This is a genomic window from Thermosporothrix sp. COM3 (genome assembly GCF_059696735.1).
This window is the reverse complement of record NZ_AP019376.1, coordinates 3,516,757-3,542,252: the sequence shown is the minus strand read 5'-3', so window position 1 is coordinate 3,542,252 and position 25,496 is coordinate 3,516,757. Positions and strand designations below refer to the sequence as shown.

The 25,496-nt window shown below is 56.7% G+C and carries 18 protein-coding genes; 2 read left to right on the top strand and 16 right to left on the bottom strand.

What is annotated here, in order from left to right:
* Positions 1-113: 113 nt before the first annotated feature.
* The 6 genes from KTH_RS15055 to KTH_RS15030 all read right to left on the bottom strand — a co-directional run bounded on the left by KTH_RS15055 (position 114) and on the right by KTH_RS15030 (position 8,066).
* A complete protein-coding gene (locus tag KTH_RS15055; protein ID WP_497619735.1) occupies positions 114-1,823 on the bottom strand; it encodes an MptA/MptB family glycosyltransferase in 1,710 nt (569 codons plus the stop codon).
* A gap of 18 nt (positions 1,824-1,841) precedes the next feature.
* The gene (locus tag KTH_RS15050) at positions 1,842-2,984 is read right to left on the bottom strand and encodes a mannosyltransferase family protein (protein WP_497619733.1); all 1,143 of its coding nucleotides are present in this window, start codon (positions 2,982-2,984) and stop codon (positions 1,842-1,844) included.
* Between the two features lie 128 nt (positions 2,985-3,112).
* Positions 3,113-4,282, bottom strand: a complete 1,170-nt coding sequence (locus tag KTH_RS15045) for a putative hexosyltransferase (RefSeq protein WP_497619731.1) — start codon at positions 4,280-4,282, stop codon at positions 3,113-3,115.
* Positions 4,283-4,402: 120 nt separating this feature from the next.
* Positions 4,403-6,124: a glycosyltransferase family 39 protein gene (locus tag KTH_RS15040; RefSeq protein ID WP_497619729.1), complete on the bottom strand. Its 1,722-nt coding sequence runs from the start codon at positions 6,122-6,124 to the stop codon at positions 4,403-4,405.
* Positions 6,125-6,269: 145 nt separating this feature from the next.
* Positions 6,270-7,391 carry a sigma-70 family RNA polymerase sigma factor gene (locus tag KTH_RS15035; protein ID WP_111324773.1) on the bottom strand — a complete coding sequence of 374 codons (1,122 nt, stop codon included), beginning with the start codon at positions 7,389-7,391 and terminating at the stop codon, positions 6,270-6,272.
* 354 nt (positions 7,392-7,745) lie between these two features.
* Positions 7,746-8,066 (bottom strand): DUF2171 domain-containing protein, encoded by a 321-nt coding sequence (locus KTH_RS15030; protein WP_111324774.1) that lies wholly within the window; start codon positions 8,064-8,066, stop codon positions 7,746-7,748.
* 469 nt (positions 8,067-8,535) lie between these two features.
* Between KTH_RS15030 and KTH_RS15025 the strand changes: the two genes are divergently transcribed.
* Positions 8,536-10,968: a valine--tRNA ligase gene (locus KTH_RS15025; RefSeq protein WP_497619727.1), complete on the top strand. Its 2,433-nt coding sequence runs from the start codon at positions 8,536-8,538 to the stop codon at positions 10,966-10,968.
* 52 nt (positions 10,969-11,020) lie between these two features.
* Here KTH_RS15025 and KTH_RS15020 read toward each other — a convergent pair whose 3' ends face one another.
* The 4 genes from KTH_RS15020 to KTH_RS15005 form a co-directional block, all read right to left on the bottom strand.
* Positions 11,021-11,539, bottom strand: coding sequence for a hypothetical protein (locus tag KTH_RS15020; protein WP_497619725.1), 519 nt, complete (start codon positions 11,537-11,539; stop codon positions 11,021-11,023).
* Between the two features lie 17 nt (positions 11,540-11,556).
* The gene (locus KTH_RS15015) at positions 11,557-12,105 is read right to left on the bottom strand and encodes a hypothetical protein (protein ID WP_497619723.1); all 549 of its coding nucleotides are present in this window, start codon (positions 12,103-12,105) and stop codon (positions 11,557-11,559) included.
* Between the two features lie 211 nt (positions 12,106-12,316).
* The gene (locus KTH_RS15010) at positions 12,317-12,808 is read right to left on the bottom strand and encodes a hypothetical protein (protein WP_497619721.1); all 492 of its coding nucleotides are present in this window, start codon (positions 12,806-12,808) and stop codon (positions 12,317-12,319) included.
* Positions 12,809-13,131: 323 nt separating this feature from the next.
* The gene (locus tag KTH_RS15005) at positions 13,132-13,890 is read right to left on the bottom strand and encodes a thioesterase II family protein (protein WP_497619719.1); all 759 of its coding nucleotides are present in this window, start codon (positions 13,888-13,890) and stop codon (positions 13,132-13,134) included.
* 286 nt (positions 13,891-14,176) lie between these two features.
* Between KTH_RS15005 and KTH_RS15000 the strand changes: the two genes are divergently transcribed.
* The gene (locus KTH_RS15000) at positions 14,177-15,118 is read left to right on the top strand and encodes a LysR substrate-binding domain-containing protein (protein ID WP_111324780.1); all 942 of its coding nucleotides are present in this window, start codon (positions 14,177-14,179) and stop codon (positions 15,116-15,118) included.
* An 18-nt stretch (positions 15,119-15,136) separates the two neighbouring features.
* Here the strand turns inward: KTH_RS15000 and KTH_RS14995 are convergent, their stop codons facing one another.
* From KTH_RS14995 to KTH_RS14970, 6 genes are all read right to left on the bottom strand, one after another.
* The gene (locus tag KTH_RS14995; protein WP_111324781.1) at positions 15,137-17,398 is read right to left on the bottom strand and encodes an ATP-dependent helicase; all 2,262 of its coding nucleotides are present in this window, start codon (positions 17,396-17,398) and stop codon (positions 15,137-15,139) included.
* 216 nt (positions 17,399-17,614) lie between these two features.
* On the bottom strand, positions 17,615-19,972 hold the full coding sequence (locus tag KTH_RS14990) for a glycoside hydrolase family 31 protein (protein WP_111324782.1): 2,358 nt from the start codon (positions 19,970-19,972) through the stop codon (positions 17,615-17,617).
* A 189-nt stretch (positions 19,973-20,161) separates the two neighbouring features.
* Entirely contained in the window at positions 20,162-22,954 is a 2,793-nt protein-coding gene (locus tag KTH_RS14985; RefSeq protein WP_111324783.1) for a dynamin family protein, read from the bottom strand.
* A gap of 187 nt (positions 22,955-23,141) precedes the next feature.
* Positions 23,142-23,837 (bottom strand): response regulator transcription factor, encoded by a 696-nt coding sequence (locus KTH_RS14980; RefSeq protein WP_111324784.1) that lies wholly within the window; start codon positions 23,835-23,837, stop codon positions 23,142-23,144.
* The gene (locus KTH_RS14975; protein ID WP_111324785.1) at positions 23,788-24,915 is read right to left on the bottom strand and encodes a HAMP domain-containing sensor histidine kinase; all 1,128 of its coding nucleotides are present in this window, start codon (positions 24,913-24,915) and stop codon (positions 23,788-23,790) included. Before KTH_RS14975 ends, KTH_RS14980 begins: the two co-directional genes overlap by 50 nt.
* A complete protein-coding gene (locus KTH_RS14970; RefSeq protein ID WP_111324786.1) occupies positions 24,912-25,346 on the bottom strand; it encodes a FixH family protein in 435 nt (144 codons plus the stop codon). Before KTH_RS14970 ends, KTH_RS14975 begins: the two co-directional genes overlap by 4 nt.
* Positions 25,347-25,496 lie beyond the last annotated feature (150 nt).

Genomic DNA, 25,496 nt, shown 5'->3' with positions numbered 1-25,496 from the left:
ACCTCTGTTCCGTTCCGTTGAGTCCCTTCTTTCAACGTATTGTAGCACAAATCGCACGTTCCCTCATAGATGGCGGACCACTGCTGATTTCGGATTTTGCGCGATTCTTGTCTTTAATCCAGGTATGGTGTTTCATGGTATGGCTGAGTTCCTCGCTTCGGGACGCGCAGCGCTTTCGCAGGCCAGAAATAGAGCGCGAGAAAGGCGAGCAGCGGCGGCACGAGATGATAGAGGAAATCCCATCCCTGCCAGTCACCAAAGGCGGGTGGGTGAAAGAGATAGAAATAGATCGAGTAGACCGAGGCCGAGAAGACCACTGACGCCCCCAGCAGTGCCCGCCCGAGTCGTTCATGCGCGACGGGAAGCGCGAGCGCGGCTATACCAATCGACCAGGTAAGATACCAGGGGAAGAACCAGGGCACCACAAAGAACAGGACAAACAGGAACAACAGGCTCATCTGCGTCCAGTTTCGCAGGGTGGGCGTGCGCCACAGCCGCACCGCTGTGTAGATCAGGGTTGGGCCGAGCACCAGCGCATTTATCACGCTCCATGTCGAATGTTCGGCGAGAGGCGGGAGCACTGTATGCAGCCAGCCAGTCGCCGGGATGCCGTTCTGTTTGACCAGGAGCACAATGCTGTACGAGATCGAGTGATAGAATGAGCCTGCCGAGGGAGGCGTTGAGAAGCTCGCCACAATCTCAGGGATGCTATGCCCGATCCAGAGCGGTACATAGCCGATCAATCCCAGAAGCAGGCAGAAGCCCGCCCCTGCCAGGAGCTTGAGCAGGACCAGACGCCAGCGTGCCCCGGGCGTCTGCGTGCGGTGTGCGTCGAAGAGCTGGCGAGCCATCAGCACAAAGAACAGCGCCAGCAGGGGAGCTGCCGAATATTTGATGAGCAGCGCCAGCGACACGCTGAAGAGCACGGGCAGGTAGAGTGAGAGGCGCGCCCGTTGTTCATGCGGCCGCTGCTCGATCCGTTGCCAGAGGAAAGCACCAAGCAGCAGGAATGTGATCATCATGATATCGTTGTGGGCGCTATGGGCGCTTTCCAGCAGCGTGAGCGGGTTCCAGGCATAAAGGAGTACTCCAAGCATCACTGTGCGCTCTGTGCAGCCCTGACGGCGCAAAATACGCAGAATCAGGTAGCTATTCACAAGGTGGGTCAGTGCGAGGAGCACACGATAGCTGTACAGATGTATCAGAGCATGTGGGCCGGCGTACAGGGCAATTGCCGCGCTGATATACTGCCAGAAGGGTCCGTAGGCTGACGTGGCGTAGCGCCAATCATGGTAGCGATTGATCGGGTCGGCATGATGGCCCATCAGCGCGAAATAGGGGCTTTCGTGATAGGTGACAATCTGGCGACCATTGCCCGCGTAGGCAAAGATATCATGCGAGATCATCGCCGGGCTAAAAATCGAGATCAGGCAGACAAGCAGCGTAGTCCCCAGGATCAGGCGCAAGATCAGGCGATAGTTCCCCGTTTCTGGCTGCTTGCTGAGACACCAGGCACAAAGCCCATAGATGCCGAAGAGCAGACCGTTCAAGAGCAGAAAAAGCAGTGCGTTTGCCGATACCGGGTCAAGTTGCCCGGCAAAAGGCGCGGGAAGCCAGGCCCCAGGTGCCGCCAGCGGGCCTGGTGGTGGCATAACCTCGTTATGGGGGGGGAGATAGGTGAGCCGATAGAGCGGCGTCACATAGAGCAGGTTACAGAGCAGAAAGGCGCAGGCACAGAGCAGCACACCCCGCGCCGACAGCCGGGCTGGTGGCCGTTCTGGCTGGACGCTGATGGGCTGCGGATCGACAAAGGTCTGTTTCATTCGTCTCCCTCTAGAGAATCATACCATCCAGGAATTCATGTAAAATATCATGCTGAGCGTCACGAGCAGGGCTGCAAAGAATACCTGTAACGCTTTGTCAAGGCGTGGATGCTCGATACAGAGAAAACCGAGCGTAATAAAGGCTGGAGCCTCCTCAAGCACAAGGCGCTGCATTGAAATCAGTGGGTCGGCGTGGGTCAGGCTCGGATTCACCAGACAGAATAGCAGCAGAATGAGATTATAGATGCTATAGCTCAGGCGAATGCGGCGCCAGCCAGCGAGAAGCAGCGCCAGAAAGCTGAGCGTCGCCCCCAGATCGAGTAGAATATGTGCCTGATAAAACGAGCCGAAGGGCTGTTCCCAGATCAGGTCATAGATCGCACTGGCGATGCCGGCCCACGGCCATGCGGAGCGCCGCGACCAGTTTTCCTGTACCGTAGCGAAAATGATCGGATCTCCGGTACTGTACCAGCAATAAAGCGAATAGAGCGCGGTGCCAAGCGGAATCAACAACATGGGGAGCAGGCAAAAGAACAGCGTTCGCTTGTTGATCGCGACCCGGTCTTTCTGTAACCAGAGCTCCACCAGAAAGGGGAAGACCAGCATCAGCCCGACCGAGCGCGTCAACGCCGCCAGACAGCCGAGCAGTCCTGCTGTCCACCAATGGTGACGCCGGAGCGCCAGCAACGTTCCCAGAGCAAAAAACAGAAACAGCGTCTCGTTGTACGCTGTGAAGAAATAGAACGAGGTCGGAAAGATACAGAAGAGCAGTTGTGCCTTACATGCTACTTTTTCGCCGCCAATGTCCGCAGCAAGCTGGTAGAGCAGCAGCAGCGTCCCGAACAGTGCCAGATTGCTGAGCACAAAACCAACCAGCCAGTAGCTCCACGGGCCAAGATACTGGCTGATCGAGGCAATCAGCAGCGGAAAGAAGGGAAAGAATGCGAAGTCTGTCGGGACCTGATAGCCATGTTGCGCGATCCGCAGAAAATTGAGCGCATCCCAGCGCGCCCAGACCATCAGCATATCTTCAAGCTTGACTGCTTGCGTGGAGTCTCTGGGCGTGTTGAGCAGAATATAGCCAACGTATGTTACGATGACGAGCAAAACCCGTGTCAGGACAAAAAGCCAGAGTGTCCTGAGTATGGCAGAAAATTTCATCAAAAACCACCACAAACACGACCGGCCCGTCAACAAAACGGCCAGGTCGCGCAATTTCCTCTTCTTCTAACGAAAAAGATGCGTGTCTGGAAACAAAAACCGCTGCTTCCCCCCATTTTATGGTGCACTCAAGGTTGAAGAATAAAGGTAATGCTGAAAAGTGCCAGAAAAACAGGAAAAATCAGGAAGAGCGATTGATGGAATCCAGGATGCTTTTTCCCCTGAAACGCGAGCGTGAGCAGCATAGGAAAAAGCAGAAGCAGCATGTGCTGATTGGGCTGCAAGACGTCGGGGCTCTCCTGTGCCGGAAACGAGAGCAGCACAAAGAGGACACCGAATGACCAGAGCGAGTACCGAAATGGAAGCCGAAACAGCCCCACAACCCACAGGACCAGAAAGAACAGGGTGATACAGAGATCGATAATCAGGTGTACCTGAAGCGACGAGCCGGCAGGGAGCGCATGCGGCCCGAAGAGCATGCTGAATGTCTGTATGATCCCTTCCCAGGGATAGGTGAACTCGCGTCCCGACTGCAACTCGACGGTCAGCAGGGCGAGACGGTCACCGGTCGCCAACCAGGCACAATAGTTAATAAAGAGAATACAAAAGGGAAACAGCAAAAGAGGTGTTATGCCATTCAGGAAAGCAAACACGCTCGAGAACAGGGCTCTCCGTTCGGCGATCAGCGTCGCCAGATAGGGAAGCAGCAACAACAGGCCAAACGGTGAGGTCAGGGAAGCCAGCATGCCAAACAGCCCGGCACGCCACCAGTAGCGCCGTTGCAGCGCCCAGAATGTCCCGACCGAAAAGAGCAACAGGAAAGACGTGTTATAGGCCGTAAAAAAATAAAAGGAGGTCGGAAAGATACAATAATAGAGAATCGTGTAATGGGCGACTTTTTCTTCGATAGAGAAAGCAATAATATGATAGAGGAAAATCAGCGCCGCCAGAAAAGCCAGATTACTCAGGATCATGCCAACAAGGAAATAGTTGTCAGTCAGGTTGCCCACTGCTCCCACGAGCAGCGGATAGAGCGGAAAATAGGCAAAATCACTCAGCGATTGATAGCCATACCGGGCAATACGAATATAGTCTGTCGACTCTCCCAGGTTCCAGGCAGAAAGCAGAGAAGGGACCGTCACAATTTTCGCCAGATAGGTCGGGGTCGTCAGCAGCAGATAGGCAAAATAGGTCACAGCAAAGAGGACAAGGCGCGTGACAATAAATAACCAGATAGTGTCACGGATCGGGGTTCTTTTAAGCGCAATATACTTATGATACAGCCTTTGAATACGCATGAAATAGATGACGACCTTCCTTACGCGTTTGTTGCGGGAGCAAAACCTGTTGATATACCTCTGCGGAGGGTCGTCATGTAGTATATGAACGAAGCTCGCCACTGTCAAGCGGGCGCGACTTCAGGGGCGTGCTGCGATCACACAATAGGTCGTCTGCCCACCTGTGAACACATAGATGATATGGTGAGCCCAGGGCGCGGGAAGCGGGGCGTTGCGCTGTTGCAGGTGGGCCGGCCAGATCAGGTAATCATAGCGCTGATAGACCTTCGCAGGCTGGTCCGGCGTGACCTCTTCCAGTTGAAAGCGGGCGGGGAGATCCCGGTTGAAAGCAAACCAGCTCAGGTCATCGATCTTTTTATCAAGCGTCTGGTCTCGGGCGACCAGGCCGACGCGGGCCGGTTTGTCGGTGTGCTGCGCCAGCCAGAGCACGGCGTCTCGATAGCCCGGATAGGCGACCTGAAGTGTCGTGTTCTCCCCCTGAAATGGCTCGCTGGTGTAGCCCTCAGCCGCGGGTACGGTAAGCAGACCAAGCAGGTGTGAGGTACAGGTTGCCAGCAGCGCAGGCACAAGCACATAAGCCGGATGAGGGCGCGGTATACGGGCCAGCCCCGCCTTGAGTACGGCAACGAGAGCGGCACAGCCAGTTAGCGCCACAGCGGGAGCCAGCGGCAGGTGATAGTGCGTCCCGACCACGATGTTGAGCAGGCAGAAGGTCAGTAACAGGCCGCCAAGCCAGCAGACGCCGAAAGCAAGCGCGCTGGCTCGCTCCAGCTCCATCGTGGGGCGCAGGTGGAAGCGAACAAGCTGAAATAGCCCGTAGAGCAGGAAAAGCCCCGCTGGAATGGTCAGGAACACGCTGAGTTTGACCAGCAGGATGTACAGCACGGTCCAGCGTGGGACATGCGTCATATAGTGTCCTGCCAGAAAGAAATCATGCCCGTTGATGGCGTGCTGAAGCTCGAAGAGAAAGCTGTGATAGAGCCGCTTCGGCGGGTTCGTCCAGATTGCGGGATCAGCCAGCAGAAAGACCAGCACGCCAATGCCAACCGCAAGCAAGCCATATTTCAGCGGAGGTCGTCGCCGCTCAAGCACGCAGAAGTGATAGAGGGTATAGAGGATCATGGGCGGTACTGCCAGGATCGCGGTATATTTGCTGGCGAAAGCAAGCGCGGCAAGGGCGGCTGCGACCGGATAGAGTCCCGGACGGGCATGTGCATGCCAGATCAGCAGGAAGGCCACCGTGATGAGCGTGGTCATGGGCATATCCAGATATGCCAGAGCGCTAAAATAGCTGAGCCACGGACTGAGCGCCAGGCTGAGCGCAGCGAGAAATGCCGCCTGAGCTCCGAACGGACGCCGCCCGAGGAGATAGATCGCCGGGAGCAGCAGGGTACCGCTGAGTAGCCCCGGGAGCCGCGCCGCCAGCAGGTCGGGCAGCGGGTGTCCGATGGTGTTGTTGAGGGCCAGCGCTGCCCCGATCAGCAGCTTGACCAGGGGTGGGTGCTCATAGTTGTAGCTCCACGCGGTTGACCAGAATTGCAGGTGGGTGACGAGTGGAAAATAGAGACGACCGGCCCGAAAATAGACGATCTCATCTGTCACCATATCGAGCCGGGTCGCCAGCAGGACACGGGGAACGAGCGCCACTGCGATCAAAAAAAGGGAGAGGGAAAGCGCGAGGAGGTGCGAAGTAGAGGAGTAGCGGGCTGCTTCTGTCTCTGTCGCACTTGAACGAGATGATACAAGCTCTCCCATGACTTCAGTATAGACCTCATCTGAATAGAAATAGAGCAAGCCAGTTGCGGTGTGCGCCGATAGGGACCGGTAGAATGTCGAGCGCATTATAACACAGGTCAAGCTCGTGCTCAAGCAGAAAAAAAGGGCACCACTCGGGTGCCCTGGAAGAGATAATACCGTGTTCAGACAACTCCTGTAGCGGGAGCTGCAGATACAATAAACAATGATAATTTATACGTGTAAATGTATCTTAAACGCACTCATGAAGCGCGTATTTGCTGGTAACGCCGCGCAGCTTGGTGAGCGCGACTACTTCGAGTTGTCGGACGCGTTCCCGGGAGATGCCTAGCTCTTTCCCGACTTCCAGGAGTGTGCGGCTGCGCCCATCTCCGATACCGTAGCGCAGCATGATGACCGAGCGCTCCCGTGGTGTCAGTACAGACAATGCGCGGTGGAGCTCCTCGCCGAGAAGATGCTGTGACGCGGTCTCCGACGGAGAGGGAGTTGTACTGTCCTCCAGCGTATCAGAAAGAGCATAACGAGTGTCGTCATCAACCGGCGCATCAAGCGAGACCGGCTGTTCGATGACGCCCAGCAGGTCTTTCACCTCATCAACGGCAAAGTTGCAGGCGGCAGCAATTTGCTCAGGCAATGGATCGAGGCCGTTTTCCTGCGAGAGCTGAGCGGCCACGCGGCGTACTTTGCGCAGGCGGGTAGCAACATGTTCCGGTAAATGGATCATGCGTGACTGTTCGCCCGCTGCTCGGCTGACTGCCTGTCGAATCCACCACGTGGCATAGGTGCCAAAGTGGCAGCCGCGCTGATAGTCGAACTTTTCGGCGGCGCGGATCAGTCCCAGATTCCCTTCTTGAATCAGATCGACAAGTGGGACCCCGGTGCTGGTGTAACGACGGGCAATAGAGATGACCAGACGTAAATTCGACTCAATCAGTTTTCGTTTCGCTCTTTCGTCTCCGGCGGCGGCGCGTTGTGCGAGGTCAATTTCCTCGGCATGTGAGAGCAGGCCGAGGCCGCGAATATCGCGGAGATAGCTCTGAAACGCGTCTTCCGAGCCGGAAGAGTGCTTTGTGCGAGTAATGCCATCACTACGAGAACGGGTAGGGTTTGTCGCGAACTCCTCTTCGTCCGTTTCAAGCTCATCTTCTGAGTAGAAGAGATCAGCCCCTACCTCAAGGTCATTGAGCTCAGAGAGGGAGTCAGTTTTCCGGTATCCCCTACGCTTGGGTACAGGAGTGTGTCCGATTTCCTCTTTGAAAACGGTATGTTCGTCGGTGTCTATTTCGTCTGGCGTTGCTGTATTCCAATCAAGCAATGCCCGACGTTCGTCGCGAACAGGGTCAATGATAGCCATGCTTCCACGCTCCCTTCAGGACAATAACCGACAGAATCAGCGTCGGCCCCCATGGCCTCGTGGTCAGTACGCACAAGCATGATGGCTTGATAGTGCTGAGTAGGTATGTGTCCGGATCTGTGTCACAAAATTAGATCTTGTTTGTCTGTATTGTATAAGACAAAATACAGAAATACATCGGGTAATTACCCTAAATAAGATAAGGTTCTAACCGTATATCGTATTCATTTTTTGTCGCTATTTTCAAAAAAGGTGCGGGTTCGAGGCGCGTTAAGTGGCGTATCAGGTATGGTGTATAGGGGGCTTTCCGCTGGCAAAAAAAGGCGCTCCCCCTCAGGAGAGCGCCGGGTCATCTTATGCCATTGGCGGTGGGCTATCGGGCAGGTGCCCCTGATCATATGTATAGCCAACTGGATCCGCCAGTTTCTCGCTCGGGCGAAGATCCCACTGCATCTCTTTCGCTTCGGCCTTGCTCACCAGCAGATAGACACGGTTCGCGTCCGCGTCGACCGAGGCGATTGCATCATATGGGATATATCGATCTTTGTGGAAGATGATGCCCTTCTGCACCTGAATGCAGTCATCGAAAATGTTCTCTATATGGCCGAGATCTTCGTCCGCGGAGGAATAGACTTCCATACCCTTCTTGAACTGTTCTTGCTTCCACTGACTCATAATGCAATACCCCTTCCTTCTGAACAATGTTCCATTCCTTACGCTTCTGTTTCTGTGCTGTTCACGTTTGGAAGCAAGAAAGAGTTTCAGACGGAACGGGACGCTTCAGCGAAAGAAAGATGCAGGCTTGTTTTTGGGGCCGGGGCGATGGTATACTATTGCTACTGTTTAATAAGGAAGAAGACGAAGAGCAGGCGGAGTAGGGGTTATCGGACTGCCAGAGAAGAGGAGTCACCGGGTGGAAGCTCCTTTCAGTTGCGAGCCGTGAACGTGGCCTGTGAGTCGAAGCTTCGAGATGCCGGCATGGCATGTCAGGGGTTTCCGGGGTCAGCCCGTTAACGCTGAAATGAGGATAGCTGGCCCAGGGTTGGGCGGGCCCGCTATTGAACTAAGGTGGTACCACGAGTCGCGCTGCCCTCGTCCTTATGTGACGGCGGCGCGGATAGATCACAAAGAAGGAGTACCATCTATGTTGCCCGACCGCTATCATTTTCTTACAGCGGAACCACATCTGATCCACTTCTGGGCCGAACAGGGCATCTATGCCTATGATCCACAGGGATCGGGCCCGACCTACACGATTGATACACCTCCTCCCACCGTTTCGGGTGAGCTGCATCTGGGACATTGCTTCTCATACACGCAGACAGATGTTATTGCTCGTTTTCATCGCATGCTCGGCGAACGGGTTCTGTACCCGATGGGCTTTGATGATAACGGCCTGCCTACCGAGCGCTTCGTTGAAAAGACGCTCAAGCGCAAGGCGACCGAGATGGAACCGGTTGAGTTTCTGCGTGCCTGTCGTGAGATCACGGAACAGGCGGAGGATCGCTTCGCGGCGCTCTGGCAGCGGCTTGGTCTGAGTGTTGATTGGCGCTATCGCTATAGCAGCAGTTCACCGGAGGCGCAGCGCATCTCGCAATGGTCGTTCCTTGAGCTCTACAGGCAGGGCCGCATCTACACGCAGCAGGCTCCCGTCCTCTGGTGTCCTGAGTGTCGCACCGCAATTGCTCAGGCTGAGGTCGACGATCTGACAGATACCACGCGCTTTACGACGATTGCGTTTTCGCTCGCTGATGGCGCGACGCTCCCCATCGCGACGACGCGCCCCGAGCTGCTTCCGGCCTGTGTCGCCATCTTTATTCATCCACAGGACAGCCGTTATGCTCATCTTGTCGGGCGGACTGCCTCGATTGCGAGCGCCGGTTTTTCGCCACAGGAGCAGATCACGGTTCCCCTGCTTGCCGATGAGCGCGTTGACCCGCAGAAGGGAACCGGTGCGGTTATGTGCTGCACCTTTGGCGACTCGACTGACATTTTCTGGTGGCGTACCCATAACCTGCCGCTTCGTCAGGCGATCGGGCGCGATGGCCGTATGACTGAGCTTGCCGGGCCGCTTGCCGGAATCTCGATCAAGCGGGCACGTGAACGCATTCTGGCATGGCTGGCCGCCGAGGGCTTGATTCTGCATCAGGAGCAGATTGAGCACACGCTAGGCACGCATGAGCGGTGTGGAACTCCGGTCGAGTATCTCCACACGCGTCAGTGGTTCGTTCGCGTTCTGGACCAGAAGGAGCGGCTGCTTGAGCTTGGACGCTCGCTTCGCTGGCAGCCCGCTCACATGCAGACGCGCTATGAGCACTGGGTTGAGAATCTGCAATGGGATTGGTGCATCTCGCGTCAGCGCTACTGGGGTATTCCGTTCCCGGCGTGGACCTGCCGCGCCTGTGGCACGCTGAAGCTGGCCCGCCCGGAGCAGTTGCCGCTCGATCCGCGCCAGGTGCTCCCTGATGAGCCGTGTGACTGTGGCGCTCTGGATTTCGAGCCCGAGCGTGATGTCATGGATACCTGGGCGACCTCGTCCTGCTCGCCGCTTTTGATCGGACGTCTGCTGGATGATCCTGATTGGTTCGCCCGTCACTATCCGGCGAGTTTGCGCCCGCAAGCGCACGATATCATTCGGACCTGGGCGTTTTATACGCTGGTCAAGGCGCTCTATCACACCGGTCGGGCGCCCTGGAAGGAAATCATGATCTCAGGCTTTGCGCTTGCTGAGAAGAGCGTCAAATTCTCGAAGTCGAAGGGGAATAGCCGCTACGAGCCCGGGCATCTGATCGAGCAGGAGTCGGCGGATGCATTGCGCTACTGGGCGACCGGCATTCGCACCGGGCTGGATACCTTCTACAATCAGGCGAGCGTCGCGACCGGGCGCCGTCTCGTCACCAAGCTCTGGAACGCGGCTCGCTTTGCCCAGCGGCATATCAGCGACCTGACCCGGGATGAGATCGCGCACCGTCCGGCGCTGTTGCTCCCGGTTGATCGCTGGCTGCTCTCGCGGCTGGCCCAGACGGTTGAGGTCGCGACTGCCGAACTTCGCAAAAATGAGTATGCGACGGCGCGGGCAGAGATAGAGCGCTTCTTCTGGAATGATCTCTGTGATAACTACCTGGAGCTGATCAAGGGACGGCTCTATCAGGCGGATGGCGCGGAACGTCTGGCGGCGCGCTGGACGCTCTATCAGGCGTTGCTGGCTGTTCTTAAGCTGTTCGCGCCCTACCTGCCCTTCGTCACCGAGCAGATCTATCAGGGGCTTTTCCGGGAGCGCTCGGGTGATGTCTCGCTGCATCGAGCGTCGTGGCCGCTGGAATGGTTGGAATGGCATGATCCCGAGGCGGAAGCGGTCGGCTCGGCACTGCTGGAGCTGCTTCAGCAGGTTCGACGCTATAAGGCGGCTCATGGTCTCTCGCTCGCCGCAGAGCTCGCCTGCCTGAGGATACGCGTTCGGCCAGCGCTCCAGCCCGCGTTACAGGCCACGCTGACCGATATTCAGAGCGCGACCCGGGCACGTGAGGTCCAGTTTGAGGCGCAGGCTGGCGAGCCGCTGACCATCTCCATCCAATAGCGCATACGAGCGGCGCTCTGGCTTTCGTGGGCGCCGCTCCTCAATATCCTCATTATAGACAGGCAATGAACATACAGAGAATTCCGTAGACAATGAGAAGTAATGGGTAGATATTGAGAGGGCTTCTGAGAAATAGCAGGTAGAGCGCCGCGAGTATGGTACAGCAGACGATCAGCAGCAGGCGCTGCCACCAGAGCAGGAGCGGCTTCCTGAATCTCCGTTCCGGTGATGGAATTCTGGTATTTTTAGGAAATAGAAAAAGTAATGGTATCAAAAATAGAATAAGGGCGAAAGGAGAGATATATATTACTTTCTCGCTGAGGCGCGTGAGTCCCGTCATGAAGATAGAAAAACCAAATATGTAGAACAGGAGTGAAAGGGCGGTGCTGAGCGGTGCGCGTATCTTCCCGGATGACTGGATCAGGATCTGCTGCTGTTGTTGTGCCGGTGCGAGGGCTTGTTGAGCGTACTCATAGGCCGGCAGTTGCTCAAAGGGCTTGCCACAGAAACCGCAATAGTGGAAATCGGGTGGACTGACGCGCTGGCAGTCCTGACATGTTTTTTCTTTCATAGGAGAAGCAATCCTTCTTAAATAGTTGCCAGAATAGTGACCAGTGTGCCATAGAGAAAGAGAAACGGCACCGTAAGGGCCAATTGTGTTCCCCCGACCTGTGTTGTTGCGAGCCATATCACAATCAGGATCAGCGGGAACAGGGCAAACAGCGACAGTACCACGCGGCGAACCGTCAGCAGATATGGGCGTTTATGGTAAATCAGCAGTAGAAGCAGGCGAACAACGCCGATAATCAGGACAAGCAGGCCCGCAACCGCTGCTCCCGCGCGTACGTTTGCATCAAAGTCTGGTGATGTCAGGAAGAGGGTGGCGCCGAACTGAATCATGGTTCCCCACGTATAGAGCAGCATGGTGACAATTGTTCCGAGCACGGTACGTTCGGCTCGCTCGGGAGACGTAAGCTGTACCGGTTTTGCCTGCACTTGCAGTTGTCCTCGGGATAGAGGCTCGACCTTTTCGGCGTAGCCATGTGTCTGAGGCTTGATGAGCTCGCTCCCACAGCGTTCACAGTGTTTGTACGTGCCTATGTTTGGATAGCCACAGGAGGCACACATATGTTTCATAGATGACCTTTTAGCAGTGTGTTTTATCTGATAACATGGAGAAAACTCTATTTGATCAAATTTGCAGGGTTTCCGTCCTTAGTATACTCTTTCAGCAGTGCCTTTGTATAGTGATATGGCTCGATCTTCCTGAAAATACGTCAAAAGAGGAGCCGCCACGTACATTGACGACTCCTGCATTTCTTCTCTCTACTCAGAACCAGGGAGGATATTAATATGTAGCAATGATTTCGTTCAGGATGCCGTAGAGCAGAAAAACAATCCCGAGTATGCGATAGGTAAATTGGTCGCCTCCGCCCACCGCTTCGGGAAGCCAGCCGACGCCAAGCAGCAGGGCAACAAAGCCGAGGAGCGCCACAGTGAGCACCGCGCCAAGCCTTTTGCTCATGGAAATACGGGCATGTCGATGATATTGCCGGATCAGAAGCAGGATACAGGCCGCCACACTGACAATGAGTCCGAGCGCCGCCGCCCCGACAATTGCCAGACTATTTTCGGTGAAGCTCATTACCAGCCCGCTGAGGCCGAACGCGCTACACAGCGTCCCCCAGAGCGCGACCACCGCGTTGATAAGCAGCTCGGCAAACGAATTGCGTGGCGGGGTAATCGTCATATCGAAGGCGGAGGCATGAGGCGTTGTGAGCGGTGGTGGCATATACAGTTCATCGGCCTGGGGCATCTCGTACGGGTCCTGCATCATCATTTCCTGCTGTTGTCTCTCGGGAGAGCCGTGGCGTTCGGCTTCTAGAGAGCATCCGCATCCCTCACAAAAGGAACTCCTTGCTGTATTCACATATCCACACAATGGACAGGGCTTCATGCTTTCTCCTCTCACTGTTCCGGCGCGTATCTGTATTATATCACCGGGGCTTCTATAAGGAGAAGAACGTATAGGGGCGCCTATGCACAAATAGGGAGGTCTTCCGGGATAGGTCACACCCGGAAGACCGTTGTGATACATAAATAGGGTAAGGGAAGCGCTGGCAGCCCATCCCATGCTTATCCATAGAAATAGTGAGAGATGCCTTACTGATTTTGGTTGAGTGCTTGCTTGATAAGCGCCAGAAGTTGATCACGAGATGGCTGAAGGAAGAAATGGTTCCCTGGCAGCATATGGGCGGCAAAGGCTCCTCGGGTATGATCGCGCCACGCCTGAAGCTGCTGGTAGCTGACACTGCTGTCCTGATGGCCTCCGAAGACGGTTATCGGGCAAGAAAGCGGCTCTTCATGCTGATACTGGTAGGTCTCGTAGAGCGTGAAATCAGCGCGGAAGATGGGAAGCAGAAGCTGCATCATTTCTTCGTTCTGTAGAATCTCTTCAGGGGTCCCATTAAAGCGGCGCAGATAATCAATCAGGCCCTCATCGGATAGGGTATGGACATCGGGCTCGGTGAGTGGCAGATGAGCGGCCCGGCAGCCTGAAAGAAAAAGATGCTCGGGGCTGCGCTGTGCATGCTTGCGCAGGTAACGGGTCAACTCAAAGCTGAGCAGTGCCCCCATGCTATGCCCGAAAATGGCGAAAGGGCGATCGAGTACGGGCAGGAGTGCTTCGGCCATTGCTTCGACTAATGAGGGGAGATGGGTGTACGCCTGCTCCTTGAGGCGCGTTTCGTGTCCCGGTAACTGCACCGCGCAAAGCTCAATCGTGTCTGGAAGCTGCTGTTGCCAGGAACGATAGGCCGACGCGCCACCCCCTGCGTATGGCAGGCAGAGGAGACGAAGCCTGGCTTGCTGCGCTGTTTGCGGGCATATCAGCCAGGGTGTAGCTATAGATAGTGCACTCATAATAAATTGCTACGTCCTTTCTTGTATCCTTTCTACAAAAGTGTGTAAGGGCCAAAGGGTTTCTCTGCCTTACATTATGCTTTCCCTCTGGTTTCGTCAATAGAGTGGCAGCGGCAGAAGCAGGAAAGTCGGAATAAAACGATATGGAATGAGAAAAAAGCACTACGTGAAACCGAGCAAGAAAGCAGGCGTTCTTTTTCTCGCTGGAACGTGGTACACTGCATGAGGAGCGGGTTGCTGTGGGAGCGAGGCGTCAGACATTCATTATTCTGATCGGTCAGGCCATATGAATCTACAAAATTTGCGTGTTTTCTTAAAAGTTGCCGAATTTGAACATGTAACGCGTGCCGCCGAGGAGCTGCATCTGAGTCAACCGGCTGTTACCAAGAGCGTGCAAAGCCTCGAACAGGAACTCGGGCTTGCACTGATCGAGCGGCAGGGGAGACGTATCGCGCTGACCCATGCCGGTCGGGTATTGCGGAGCTATGCGCGTCAGTTGTTTGAGCTTGAACGAGAGATGGAAGACGCAATAGAGGCGTTGCGAGATGTTGAGGGCGGAGAAGTCACGATGGCGGCGAATCGCTATTCGGGCGCGTATCTGCTGCCGCCGGTGGTCTCGCGGTTTCGTGCGCGTTATCCACAGGTGATATTGCATATTTCAATTCTTACCTCCTATGAAATCATGCAGAACGTTTTGAACTGGAAGCTTGATTTCGGGCTGGTTGAGGGCGAGCCGGGACAGCTCCCGCCGGGTATTGAAGTGACCGCCTCAACCTATGATGAAATGATTCTGATCGTCGCGCCCTCTCATCCGTGGAGCAAGCAGGGGGAGGTTCCAATCAGTGCACTGGGAGAAGTGGAGCTGATTATGCGCGAGCAGGGGAGTGTCGTGCGTGATATTATTGAACGGGAGTTGCGGAAACACGGGGTTGAGCTGCACTCGCTCTTCACCCTGACCGATAACGAAGCCGTCAAGCAGATGGTGATTAATGGCGTCGGTGCGGCGATTGTCTCATCACTTTCGGTGCAGCGGGAGCTCAGGCGCGGCGAGCTGGTTCAGGTGCCGGTTCTCGGATTGAACCTGCGCCCGCCGCTCAGCCTGATTCAGCGCGCTGACCGCCAGTTGTCGCGTGCCGCCGAAGCCTTCTGTGCGATGCTGAGAATGTCACTCCTGCGGCGGCAGACGCTCCCGGGGCGAACACCCGATGAGCTCGCGCGTGACGCCTGAGCAGCCAGTGCTCTCGTTCTAGAAGAGCGTCGGCGTTTCGACCTCTGGGGGTGGTGCTTTCCGTGGGGAGCCATCACGCCGCATGATGAACGGATTCAGGACGCCATCCTCGTCTCGTGGCGTTAACCCGGCCTCGGCGATGAAGCGCGAGGGAACGGCATCAGTGCCGCGATAGCGCGTGATCGTTGACAGGAACAACAACTGTTGCGCTCGGGTCAGGGCAACATAGGCAAGGCGGCGCTCCTCGGCGATCCCCGGAGGTGAGATCGGCCCCTCTTCGACCACCGTGTATGAGCGACGATGTGGAAAGATCCCCTCGGTCAGTCCCATGACGAAGACGGCGGGCGCTTCGAGTCCCTTTGATTTGTGCACCGTCATCAGGCTCACACAGTCGCGTTTATTCTTGCTGGTATTCTCCGCCTGCTCCTTGAGCTGCGCCATCGCATGGAGAAAATGGCGGATGCTTTGATGTCGTTGCGCGATCTCGGTCAGCTCCTCAAGCTCGTCATAGCGACCTTCCAGCCGGGTTTCTTCGCGTGGTGTGGGCGTTTCGGCGTCCTCGTCCTGATTCTCTTTGTGCTTGCTGTCATAGTGGCGCAAATGGGTATCGTAGGCATATTCGCGGATCAGGCGAATGGCCTCGGCTGGCTTGTTGCCGCACTTGCTCCACACGCTGCGGATCAGACCGACAAAGTCCTTGACCCCCAGTTGATGTTCTGAGGCGATGGTATAGGCCTGTTCCTCACAGAATTGCAGCAGGGGTTGTCCGCCCGCGAATGCGGTGAGTGACCCGAAGAAGGTCGGCGTGAAGCGGTGCGAAGTCTTGCCGGTTCGCGCGAAATACTGATTTGAAGGAATATTGGCGACGACGCGAAAGGCTGCGTTTTGCTCGCCACAATGCACGGGCGTGAAGACATCGTCGCGCTTGAGCGGGTTGGGCCCGTTGCGCGAGTTGAGGAACTCCTGATACACGCGCACCCCATCAATGAGCGTGAGATAGGCCAGAATGTCGCGCGTCGTCTTGCGTTTGAAGAAAGACGAGCCGCCAAGCGTTCGGTATGGGATGCGATGCCGGGCGAGCGCGATTTCCAGGTTCGCGAGGTGATGGTTGGTGCGAGCAAGCACAAAGATATCGCGATAGGAGAGGCTTTCGAGCTGCTCTTTCCAGGTGCGCACCAGCTTCTCGATGCGCATGGCGACCCCCTCGGCTTCGCTCTCCTGATCTTCATAGGCTGTGACCATTACCGGAGCGCCGTCGGCCTTTGTCGGGCGCAAGACCTTCTCGAAGCCGGGTGTCACCTCGTTATGGGCAATCAGGCGGTTCGCGGCCTCAAGGATCTGAGGTGTCGAGCGATAATTCTGCTCGATGCGATAGATCTTCCCTTTCGGATACATGGTCTTGAATGAGAGGATCGAGGCCTCGGGGCTGGCTCCACGGAACTCGTAAATTGCCTGATCCGGGTCGCCGACTACCACTACATTGTGCTTCGGCGAGGCGAGATACTGGATCAGCTTATATTGCGAAGGGTTGGTATCCTGCGTCTCATCAACCTGAAGATACTGGTACCGATTCTGCCAGGTTTTGCGGAATTTCGGGCTGCTTTCCAGCAACAGCAGCGGAATGTAGATCAGGTCGGAGAGATCGTAGAGCTTTTCTTTCTGCTTGGTCTCTTCGTAGCGGACAAAGAATTCCTGATAACGGGCAGCCAGCTCATATTCGATGCCCAGGTAGCGCCGGAAGAAATCAAGCGACTGCTCGGGCTTGATGAGTTCCTCCTTCGCACGGTCGACGGCTCCGAGCACATCGGCAATGTTGACTTCCCAGTTCATGCCGCGTGTGCGGTTGCTTCTCCACGGGCGCACGATATCTTCGGCGAGCCACTGGCGCGGGTCTCCACTGAGCAGGCGGCGATTGAGCTCCAGCGGCTTCATTTGAAGCTTTTCACGGAGCATCTGGTGTCCCAGACCGTGGAACGTGACAACGCGCAGTCCCTTGAGATCCTTTGCCGGGATGCCGCGTTCGCGCAGGGCCTTCGTGGCGCGTTTCTCCATTTCGTCGGCGGCTGCGCGCGTAAATGTGACACAGAGAAGCGCTTCCGGGGCAACGCCGACCTCCGCAATCAGGCGGACCAGACGTTGTACCAGAATCGCCGTTTTCCCGGTGCCAGCAGCGGCGATAAAGGCGGCTGGTCCTTCGGTGTGGGCAATTGCCGCGGCCTGTTGAGGGTTAGGAGTAAAAAGAGATGGAGTTTGCTTGTTTTTGCTACGCTGAGGTGCCATTCCTGAATCTCTTCCTCACTGTTTGAATCTAGCTCGGGTGAGCGCTCGTCAGCTTTCTTCACATAGAATTTTTGTATCATCACGGTGAGCTACTATAGCATGATGATACGGGCGTTGGCAACCAGGGAGTACCTGCTGAAGATGAGCGCTCTCCGCGAGCGGGTGAGGCGGATGGAAGGGCCCGCAGAGCGTTTGCAGACCCTTGCCATCTGAGGCTTAGAGCACGATCCGAAGCGTGCTGCTGCCCTGGCCGGCGCGGACTCGTTCGCGATAGGTTTGGTTGCCGATCAGCACAACGATTTCATATTCGCGATGGTGCGGGTTGTAGCGCTCGTGGTGCTCATCGATACGAATGGTGATGCTCTCACGATCCACCCGACAACTGACCGAGGTCAGGGCGTACTCTCCCTTTTGATAGGCAAGCGACCTACCGTCGTCCTCATAGAGTGTATAGGTTGCCAGTCCATCAACCGCCATATAGCAGGTGAAGGTCAGCGTCTCGCTCGGAAGCTGCTCAAGGTTCTGGACCAGCGGCATACTCGGAAGAATGCTGTTCGAGCGCACGAGGAGCGGCCAGCGGTCCAGCGGAGCCGGAATCGTGCTGACGCCGCGCCCGGGATACTCCGTGCCGTCCCAGTAGTCGAACCAGCGCCCTTCAGGCAGGTAGACTTCGCGCTCGGTTGCTCCTTCGGTGGTGACGGGGGCCGAGAGCAGCGTGTCCCCGATGAGAAAAGCGTCCTGATCCTCATAGGTGTGCTCGTCCTTCGGATAGTGGTAGAAGAGCGGGCGCAGGATCGGGCTGCCCGTGGTTGCGGCCTGATGGAAGAGGGTGTACAGGTACGGGAAGAGCCGATAGCGGGTCTCGATGGCCTTGCGGTAGGCGCTCTCGTATGGCTCGCCGAAGGCCCAGGGTTCCTGAGCGTGGGTGTCGCGGGCGTTGTGATTGCGGCTGAAGGGGAGGAACGCGCCAAGCTGTGCAAAGCGTGTGAGCAGTTCGCCCGTGCTGGATTTCCAGAACCCGCCGATGTCGGAGCCAACGAAGGGAACGCCGCTCATACTCATATTCAGGCACATGCGGATAGCAAGCGAGAGATGTTCCCATTTACTGGTATTATCGCCGGTCCAGATGGCGGCGTAGCGCTGAATGCCTGCCGTGCCTGCACGTGAGAGCACAAAGGGCCGCTCATCGGGGCGAAGCCGCTGGAGCCCTTCGCGGGTGGCACGAGCCATCTCCATGCCATAGGCGTTGTGGAAGAAGCGATGCGTGACGGGTGGGCCATCTTCTCCGGTTGGCTGCTCGCCTCCGGCCTGATGGAGGACCGCGCCATCCATTGTGTTCTCACCCTCGCGGAAGGGCTGCTCGCCCTCCAGAAGCTGATTCGTCAGGGCTGGCTCATTCATGTCGTTCCAGATGCCATCCACACCGATATCTAGCAGTTCTTTATAGAGATCTCCCCACCAGCGGCGCACCTCAGCCCGCGAGTAGTCGGGGAAGACGCAGCGTCCCGGCCAGACATTGCCCTCAAACGGTTTCCCATCGGGGTAGCGACATGCATACTGATTTGTATGTAGTTGCTGATAGACGTGATACTGCTCATCAATTTTGATGCCGGGATCGATAATTGTGACCATTTTAAAGCCCTGCTGATGCAGCGATTCGGCCAGTTGAGCGGGTTCGGGGAAGGTGTCGGTATTCCAGGTGAAGCAACGATAGCCGCGCATATAGTCGATATCGAGCCAGAGGGAGTCACCGGGATGATTGCGCTCGCGAAGCGTGCGGGCGATCTCGCTGATCTCCTGCGCCGACTGATAGCCCCAACGGCACTGATGGTGCCCGAGCGCCCAACGCGGTGGCATGGGCATACGCCCGGTGAGCTCGGTATACTGCTGCATGACCTGCTGGAGCGTCGGGCCCGAGAAGAAGTAGGCAACCAGGTGATCGCCCTCGATGGTGACTGCGGCGGCGTTCTCCTCGGTGCGTCCCATATCCATGTGCAGGTAGCCTGTATGGTCGATCAGGACGCCGTAGGCCTGTCCGCTGGTTGGTTGCAGGCCGATATAGAAGGGAATCGAGGTATACATACTGGGCAGGTCGGTTGCTTCGGCGCGTTCAGCGGGATCGATGTTCCAGACGGGGAAGCTCTGTCCCCGGTTATTCATTGGCCCGATACGTTCGCCCAGACCAAAAATACACTCGTCTGGCGTAAGGGGCCGTTTCAGGCGCAGCTTGTCGGCGGTCGCGGCGAAGCCGGTCAGATAGGTGGCGAGCTGCTGCTGAAGAGATTCCGGGCTCATGCCGGGCGGTTGTGTCCATTGCTCGTCGCCCTTAACGACAATCCAGGAATGATAGGGCAGTGACCCGGGAGCGCCGTCTACAAGCTGATAGCGTGCGGTATCAAAGGTAGTCCCGCGAATGAGCCGCACCCGCACGATAGCGGTGCCAAGCGGGGCTGCTGCCAGAAAGCCTTCAAAGCCGCCCGCGCGGGCTTGCCAGATATGTTCATTCTGCTCTACATGGTCATAGGTCAACTCATGTATATCCGTAAATGTGTGCGAGAAATCGTGTGTTGTCATCGGGGCTTGCTCCTTTCTCTCCCATCCCAATGGTTGAGGTTCTATTTTCTCTCCTCTCTATCTTACCATTTTCACAAGCCTGACGGACCGGGAGGAGCGAGCCGACGGGCGGTCCGCTTCTCCCGGCTGATGACGCTGCGGAGGTGGAACATGAATGGCTGTTTGCTGTTTCTCTCTCGATAGCAGCCGCTAGGCCTCGCCTGGCTGCGTCAGGGTCAGCACTTTGCAGCTTCGGAGCATCTCTGTCTCGCGGAGCAGTTCTACCCAGCGGTCAACGCTAGCCTCGCGCTGATCCTGCAACATATCCAGTTGTTGCCGCAGGGAATCGGAGGTCAGCACGCGCTCGGTGAGCAGGCTATAGAGCCGGTTAATCAGGTCGGCGAACGCACCCGCAACACAGCTCGGGTTGGCGTCCAGCCGATCACTCTCGTAGATGGTGCGTTCTTCCAGCTTATCCAGCTCATAGCGGAAGAGATGCGCGATGCGTTTTTCGGTGCTTTGTGCCAGATTGCCGCAGATAACGTCCAGAATGGGGCCCATCAGTTGACGTGCCTGCTGCACGATATCTTCCGGTTTGCCCGGCGCCGAGATCAGGTGATAGAGGGCGCTGACAGCAGGATCATCCTTTGAGGGCGCATACTTCTCCTCATTCAGCAGCTCGCTCATGGTCACATACAGACAGACATCGCGGGCCTTCTCGCGGATGCCGCGTTTCAGCTTGTTGTAGGACTTCTGGATATCATCCAGCTCGCCGCCAAACTCGCCAAGCGCCACGCGGGTAATATCGAGCGTGCCATCAATCTCCTCCTTATGGGCGATCGGGATCAGGAAGGCTTCGGCCAGCGTGCGAGCGGGCTCGTTGAGCTCGCGTTCAAGGGCGGCGCTGAAGCTGAGGCGGAGCGCGCGAATCAGGCCCCACCCATCGATATCGACCCACCGTGTGCCGATCTCCATCGCCGGTGACGCCTCCTGTGAGCGGCTGCTTGACTTGATGAAGACGTCGAAATAGCCCTGCATGATTCGGATCTTAATGCGGCGCATCGCGCGTTCATGGGCGGTGGCAAGTGCTCGATGGAACGGGTTGTTATCGGTGCTGATGACCGTGTCGAACTGCTTGAGGGCGTCGGCCCAGGCGGTGTGCATCTCGTTGGTGCGCTTCTGGAGCAGCTCAAAGCGCGTCGCGCCCCGTTTCCGCTTGCGCGCATGCATTTCCTGTTCCAACTCTTGCAGGTCGCGGCTGTGGATGCCATTCTGATTCAGGTGTTCCCAGCAGAGATCCTCAAGATGTTGCAGCGCCATCGCCAGTTGCGTTTCTGCCTGTCGAAGCTGGACCTCATAGCGATTGTCGGTCAGGAAGGATTGCAGGTCGCGTGTCAGGGCGGGCAGGCCGCTAAAGCGCAGCATAGCCTCGTGCTGCTTCTGGCTGACACGGTGAAAGTCCTGGGCGTTGGCTGTCGAGGGGAGCGAAGGGTCAAGCTGGAGTAACTCGGGATACACGCTTAACACGCGCCCGACATATTCACGTCCCTCCTGTGCACGGTCGGGGTCGAGCTTCTGCTTTTCCAGCCCGAGCGTTGCCATCAGGGCATCAAGGCCTCGCAGCGGGTAGAAGAAGTAGTCGTTGTTCGGACCATGATGGTGATAGCTGGCGTAATCGGCGGGCAGGTCACGCAGGAGCGGGCGAAGGCTGCCGAGCGCCTTATCAAGGCTGGCGAACGAGTTGATCTCATCCCAGTGGGTGACGGCAAGGAAGACCATCCGTGCCGCGACCTCTGCCGAGCGCCCCTGCACGATCTTGCGCCGAACCAGCTCGAAGATGCGCTGTGTGCGGTCGTCGTCGCCGAAGCGGTTGTTCCCGATGACCAGAATAATCGCATCGACGTCGTTGAGCTCTTCGCGCATAATGGCATCGTGGCGGAGCTGGCCCGCGGAGCCGCCGGGGAGATCAACAAGGATACTGCCGGGTGGCAGCGCCGAGCGTGAGCCCGCATGGACCTTATACTCAACATAGTCTACAAGCCGGATGACGCGTGGCTCCTGACTGTCGCGGGCTGGCTCTTCAACGAAGCGGCTGCCCTCGTCTTTCCAGCGGCTCCGGGGCAGCGTCTCGATGTGTGGTTCGCTGCGCAGGTAGATCTCGCCGTAGGTTTCGCCTGCCTTGACGAGGATCGCGAGTTCGTTCGAGAGCGCTTCTCTGGCTCGTGGATTGCTGGTGTTCTGAAGCGCTTGCTGTGTTTGCTTGACCAGCTCATCATAGGTGGCCCGGGTCATAAAGTGGACGCGCATTTCCTCGGGCTCCTGCTCGCCACAGAGGCGAATGCGCGTGCGTACTCCGGTGACGGCTCCGCCGGCCAGACGAGGGAAGATATCCTGTCCGATGAGCGCGGCCAGCAGGGTACTTTTGCCCGCGCCGGCATGGCCGATGACCTTCACGGTATATTCGCGCGTGAAATCGAGGGCGCGGGCGGCCTCCGACAGGTGGTAGCGCAGTTTGAACGCCTGCTGGGGGTCAACCTGAAGCATTTGCGGGAGCTCAAAAAGCTCGGCGCAGGCGCGGGCGCGCTGAAGCTGCTTCCGCCAGGCCGAAAGCTTTTCCGCTTTGTCGGGCAGGTCTGCCGGGAAGTATTTTTCCATCTGGCCCGACTGCTCAATGAGATGCTGTAACTGATTGATGATTTCCGCCGGGGGAGCAGGGATGTGCTGGTGAGGGATTGCATCCTCTCGCGTGAAGAGATCCTCGTCCACGTCATCCACGTACTCCTCAACCTGTTCTTCGATTGGCTCTGTTAGCGGCGCGGGTGGCATAACTGACGCGGGGATCTGTGTCTGAGGCAACTGAGTTTGTGGTGTTGCCTGCGCCGTTTTGCTGTTCGATCCCTTGAGCCGTTTTCCACAGATATTGCAGAATTCCGCATCCAACCGCACGACGTTATCACACTGTGGGCATGTGGTAACCTGTTGTTTTTGCCTGATGAATTGCATGAGGCTATGTATCCCCCTTTACCGTTGCGGTAAAATATATAGTTCGATCATAGCACATGCGCAACTCAACTTCAATAAAACATGACCTATTGTTTTCTATTTGTCATTTCTGCTTACTTCTTTAAAGTGATATATATCTATTTATATATCTTTATCCTGTCCTGCTCGACTGATTGCTTTATGCTGGTTACCACTCGGCCGAAATCAATTTGTGCTGAATCGCAAAGCGCACGACCTGGGTAATGTCCGCAAGGCCGAGCTTCTCCATCATATTGGCACGATGGGCCTGCACCGTCTTGATGCTGATTACCAGCCGGTCGGCGATCTGCTGATTGGTCAGGCCCTCGGCGACCAGCGTCAGCACTTCCAGCTCGCGGGCGGTGAGCCGTTTGAGCGGGTTGGGGCGATCTTGCGCGTTTGGTTCGGGGAGCGTTCGGGATGTTTCCGGCGAGAGGTACTCGCGAATCAGCGCTTTAGCCAGCCCGGGATACAGAAATGCGCCGCCGTGGGCGATGGTGCGCACGGCATTGCAGAGGTCGGCGGGCGCGGCCTTTTTCACGATATAACCCGCGGCGCCCATGCGAAGCGCCTGGAGAAAGTATTCCTCGCTTTCGTGCATGGTAAGGATCAGCACCTGTGTTGCGGGAAGCAGGGCCCGAATGCGCTGGCAGGCTTCCATTCCATCCATCTTACTCATGCTGATGTCCAGCACAACAACATCTGGATGCAGGCGTGTCGCTTGCTCGACCGCCTCGATGCCGTTGCGAGCCTCGCCAACAACTGTCATATCCGGTTGTGCCTTGAGCAGGAGCGTCAGGCCCTGGCGCAAGATATCATGATCGTCTGCCAGTAAGACGCGAATCGATTTCGCCTCGGTTGTCATAGTCTTCCTCTTGTTTCAATGTGCTTGTCGCCGTCTGAAGCGGGGCGAGCGGCAGTTCCGCGAGAACCTCGGTTCCCTCTCCGGGCGCAGAACGGATCGTGAGCGTGCCTTTCAGCAGGGTGGCGCGCTCACGCATGCCCACAATGCCGGAGCTGGTGCGTTGGGTTGAGGGATCATAGCCGCATCCCCGGTCGATCACGCGAACACAGACCTGTTCAGCGGTACGCCAGAGCTCTACGCTGGCTTCAGTGGTGCCTGCATGACGTGCGATATTGGTCAGGCATTCCTGTGCGATACGGAAGAGCGTCGTTTCATACAGCGGTGGGAGCGGGCGGATCTCTCGATCATCGAAGCCGCGAATGGAGAGCTGGACCGACAGTTGCAGCGAGCGGCGGCTGTCTTCCACAAGCCAGCGAAACGCCGGAATAAGGCCAAGATCATCAAGGACGCTCGGGCGCAACTGTTGCGAGAGGACACGAATATTTTCCAGGGTGTGTTCAGCAAGCCGGGTAAGCTGCTGTAGCCCGTCAGCAAGCTGTGCGCGTGTCTCTGGCGTGAGCGGCTCCTGAAGGTGTTGCTGCAACAGTTCAGTATGGATCAGCAGCGCCGTGAGATTCTGCCCTGCCTCGTCATGGAGCTCCAGCGCGATGCGGCGGCGTTCGTCCTCCTGCGCCTGAAGAATCAGGTATGAGCGCTCGCGGCGCACCGTTTCCAGCGTGTCGAGCATGCCGTTAAAGGCTCCTGCCAGCTCATCGATCTCGGTATCACTGGAACGGATGGAGGCGCGAGCATCCGTTTTCCCCAGGCTCACTTCACGAATCGTGGTGAGCAGGCCAAACAGTGGGCGGAAGCTGAGTCGGAGCAGCACAATCGTGATAACAAGCGTTGCCAGCGTTGATACGACAATAAAGGTCATATCAATCAGGTAATGGTTCCGCTCAAGGTTGTGGCTGGTGATCCAGAGCGCGACCACTGTTTCTAGCAGGAGGACAAAGGTATTGACGAGGATAACCTTCTCAAAGAGAGAAAGCTTCCAGCGTTGTACGAAGCGTGAGAACAGGCGGGTGATGTTATTCACAAGAAGTTGCTACACCCTTTTTGAATCTGGTAAGTGGATTGCCCATCATGCACCTCTACATGGACCGTTTTTTCAAGTGTGAGAAAGCCATCTGCCTGCGCCTTGATCTTGATGGCCCAGGGACCGGCCATATACAAATGAATGCGCACAACATAGCGCCCGTTGCCGAGCTCCTTCACGCTGGTGCGCCCGGCATCCATGACCATATTCGTCATATAGGCCTGAGGCGTGACCACCGCCTGCTTGATCGGTCGGCCCTCGGCGTCGAGAATATGCACATCGATCGCGGTCATGGTATCGGCTGCTAGCGTTGTCTGGTCGATCGAGAAACGCAGCTCGGCCGGCATAGGCGTGGGCAACAGGATCGCAAGGATCAGTATGATGGTACAGGTACAGGAAAGTAAAAGCCAGAAGAAAGGTCGAACGCGCATAATAGCCCTCAATAGCCGCTAAGCTGAGAATCGATAGTGTACATATCAGAACAGAGAACAATGCGCTATTCCCTGATAGGATTCTATCAAGGAATAGCTTAGAGTGCAACGTATCTGCTTGTCTATTGGGAGATCTCCCTATTTTGGCTG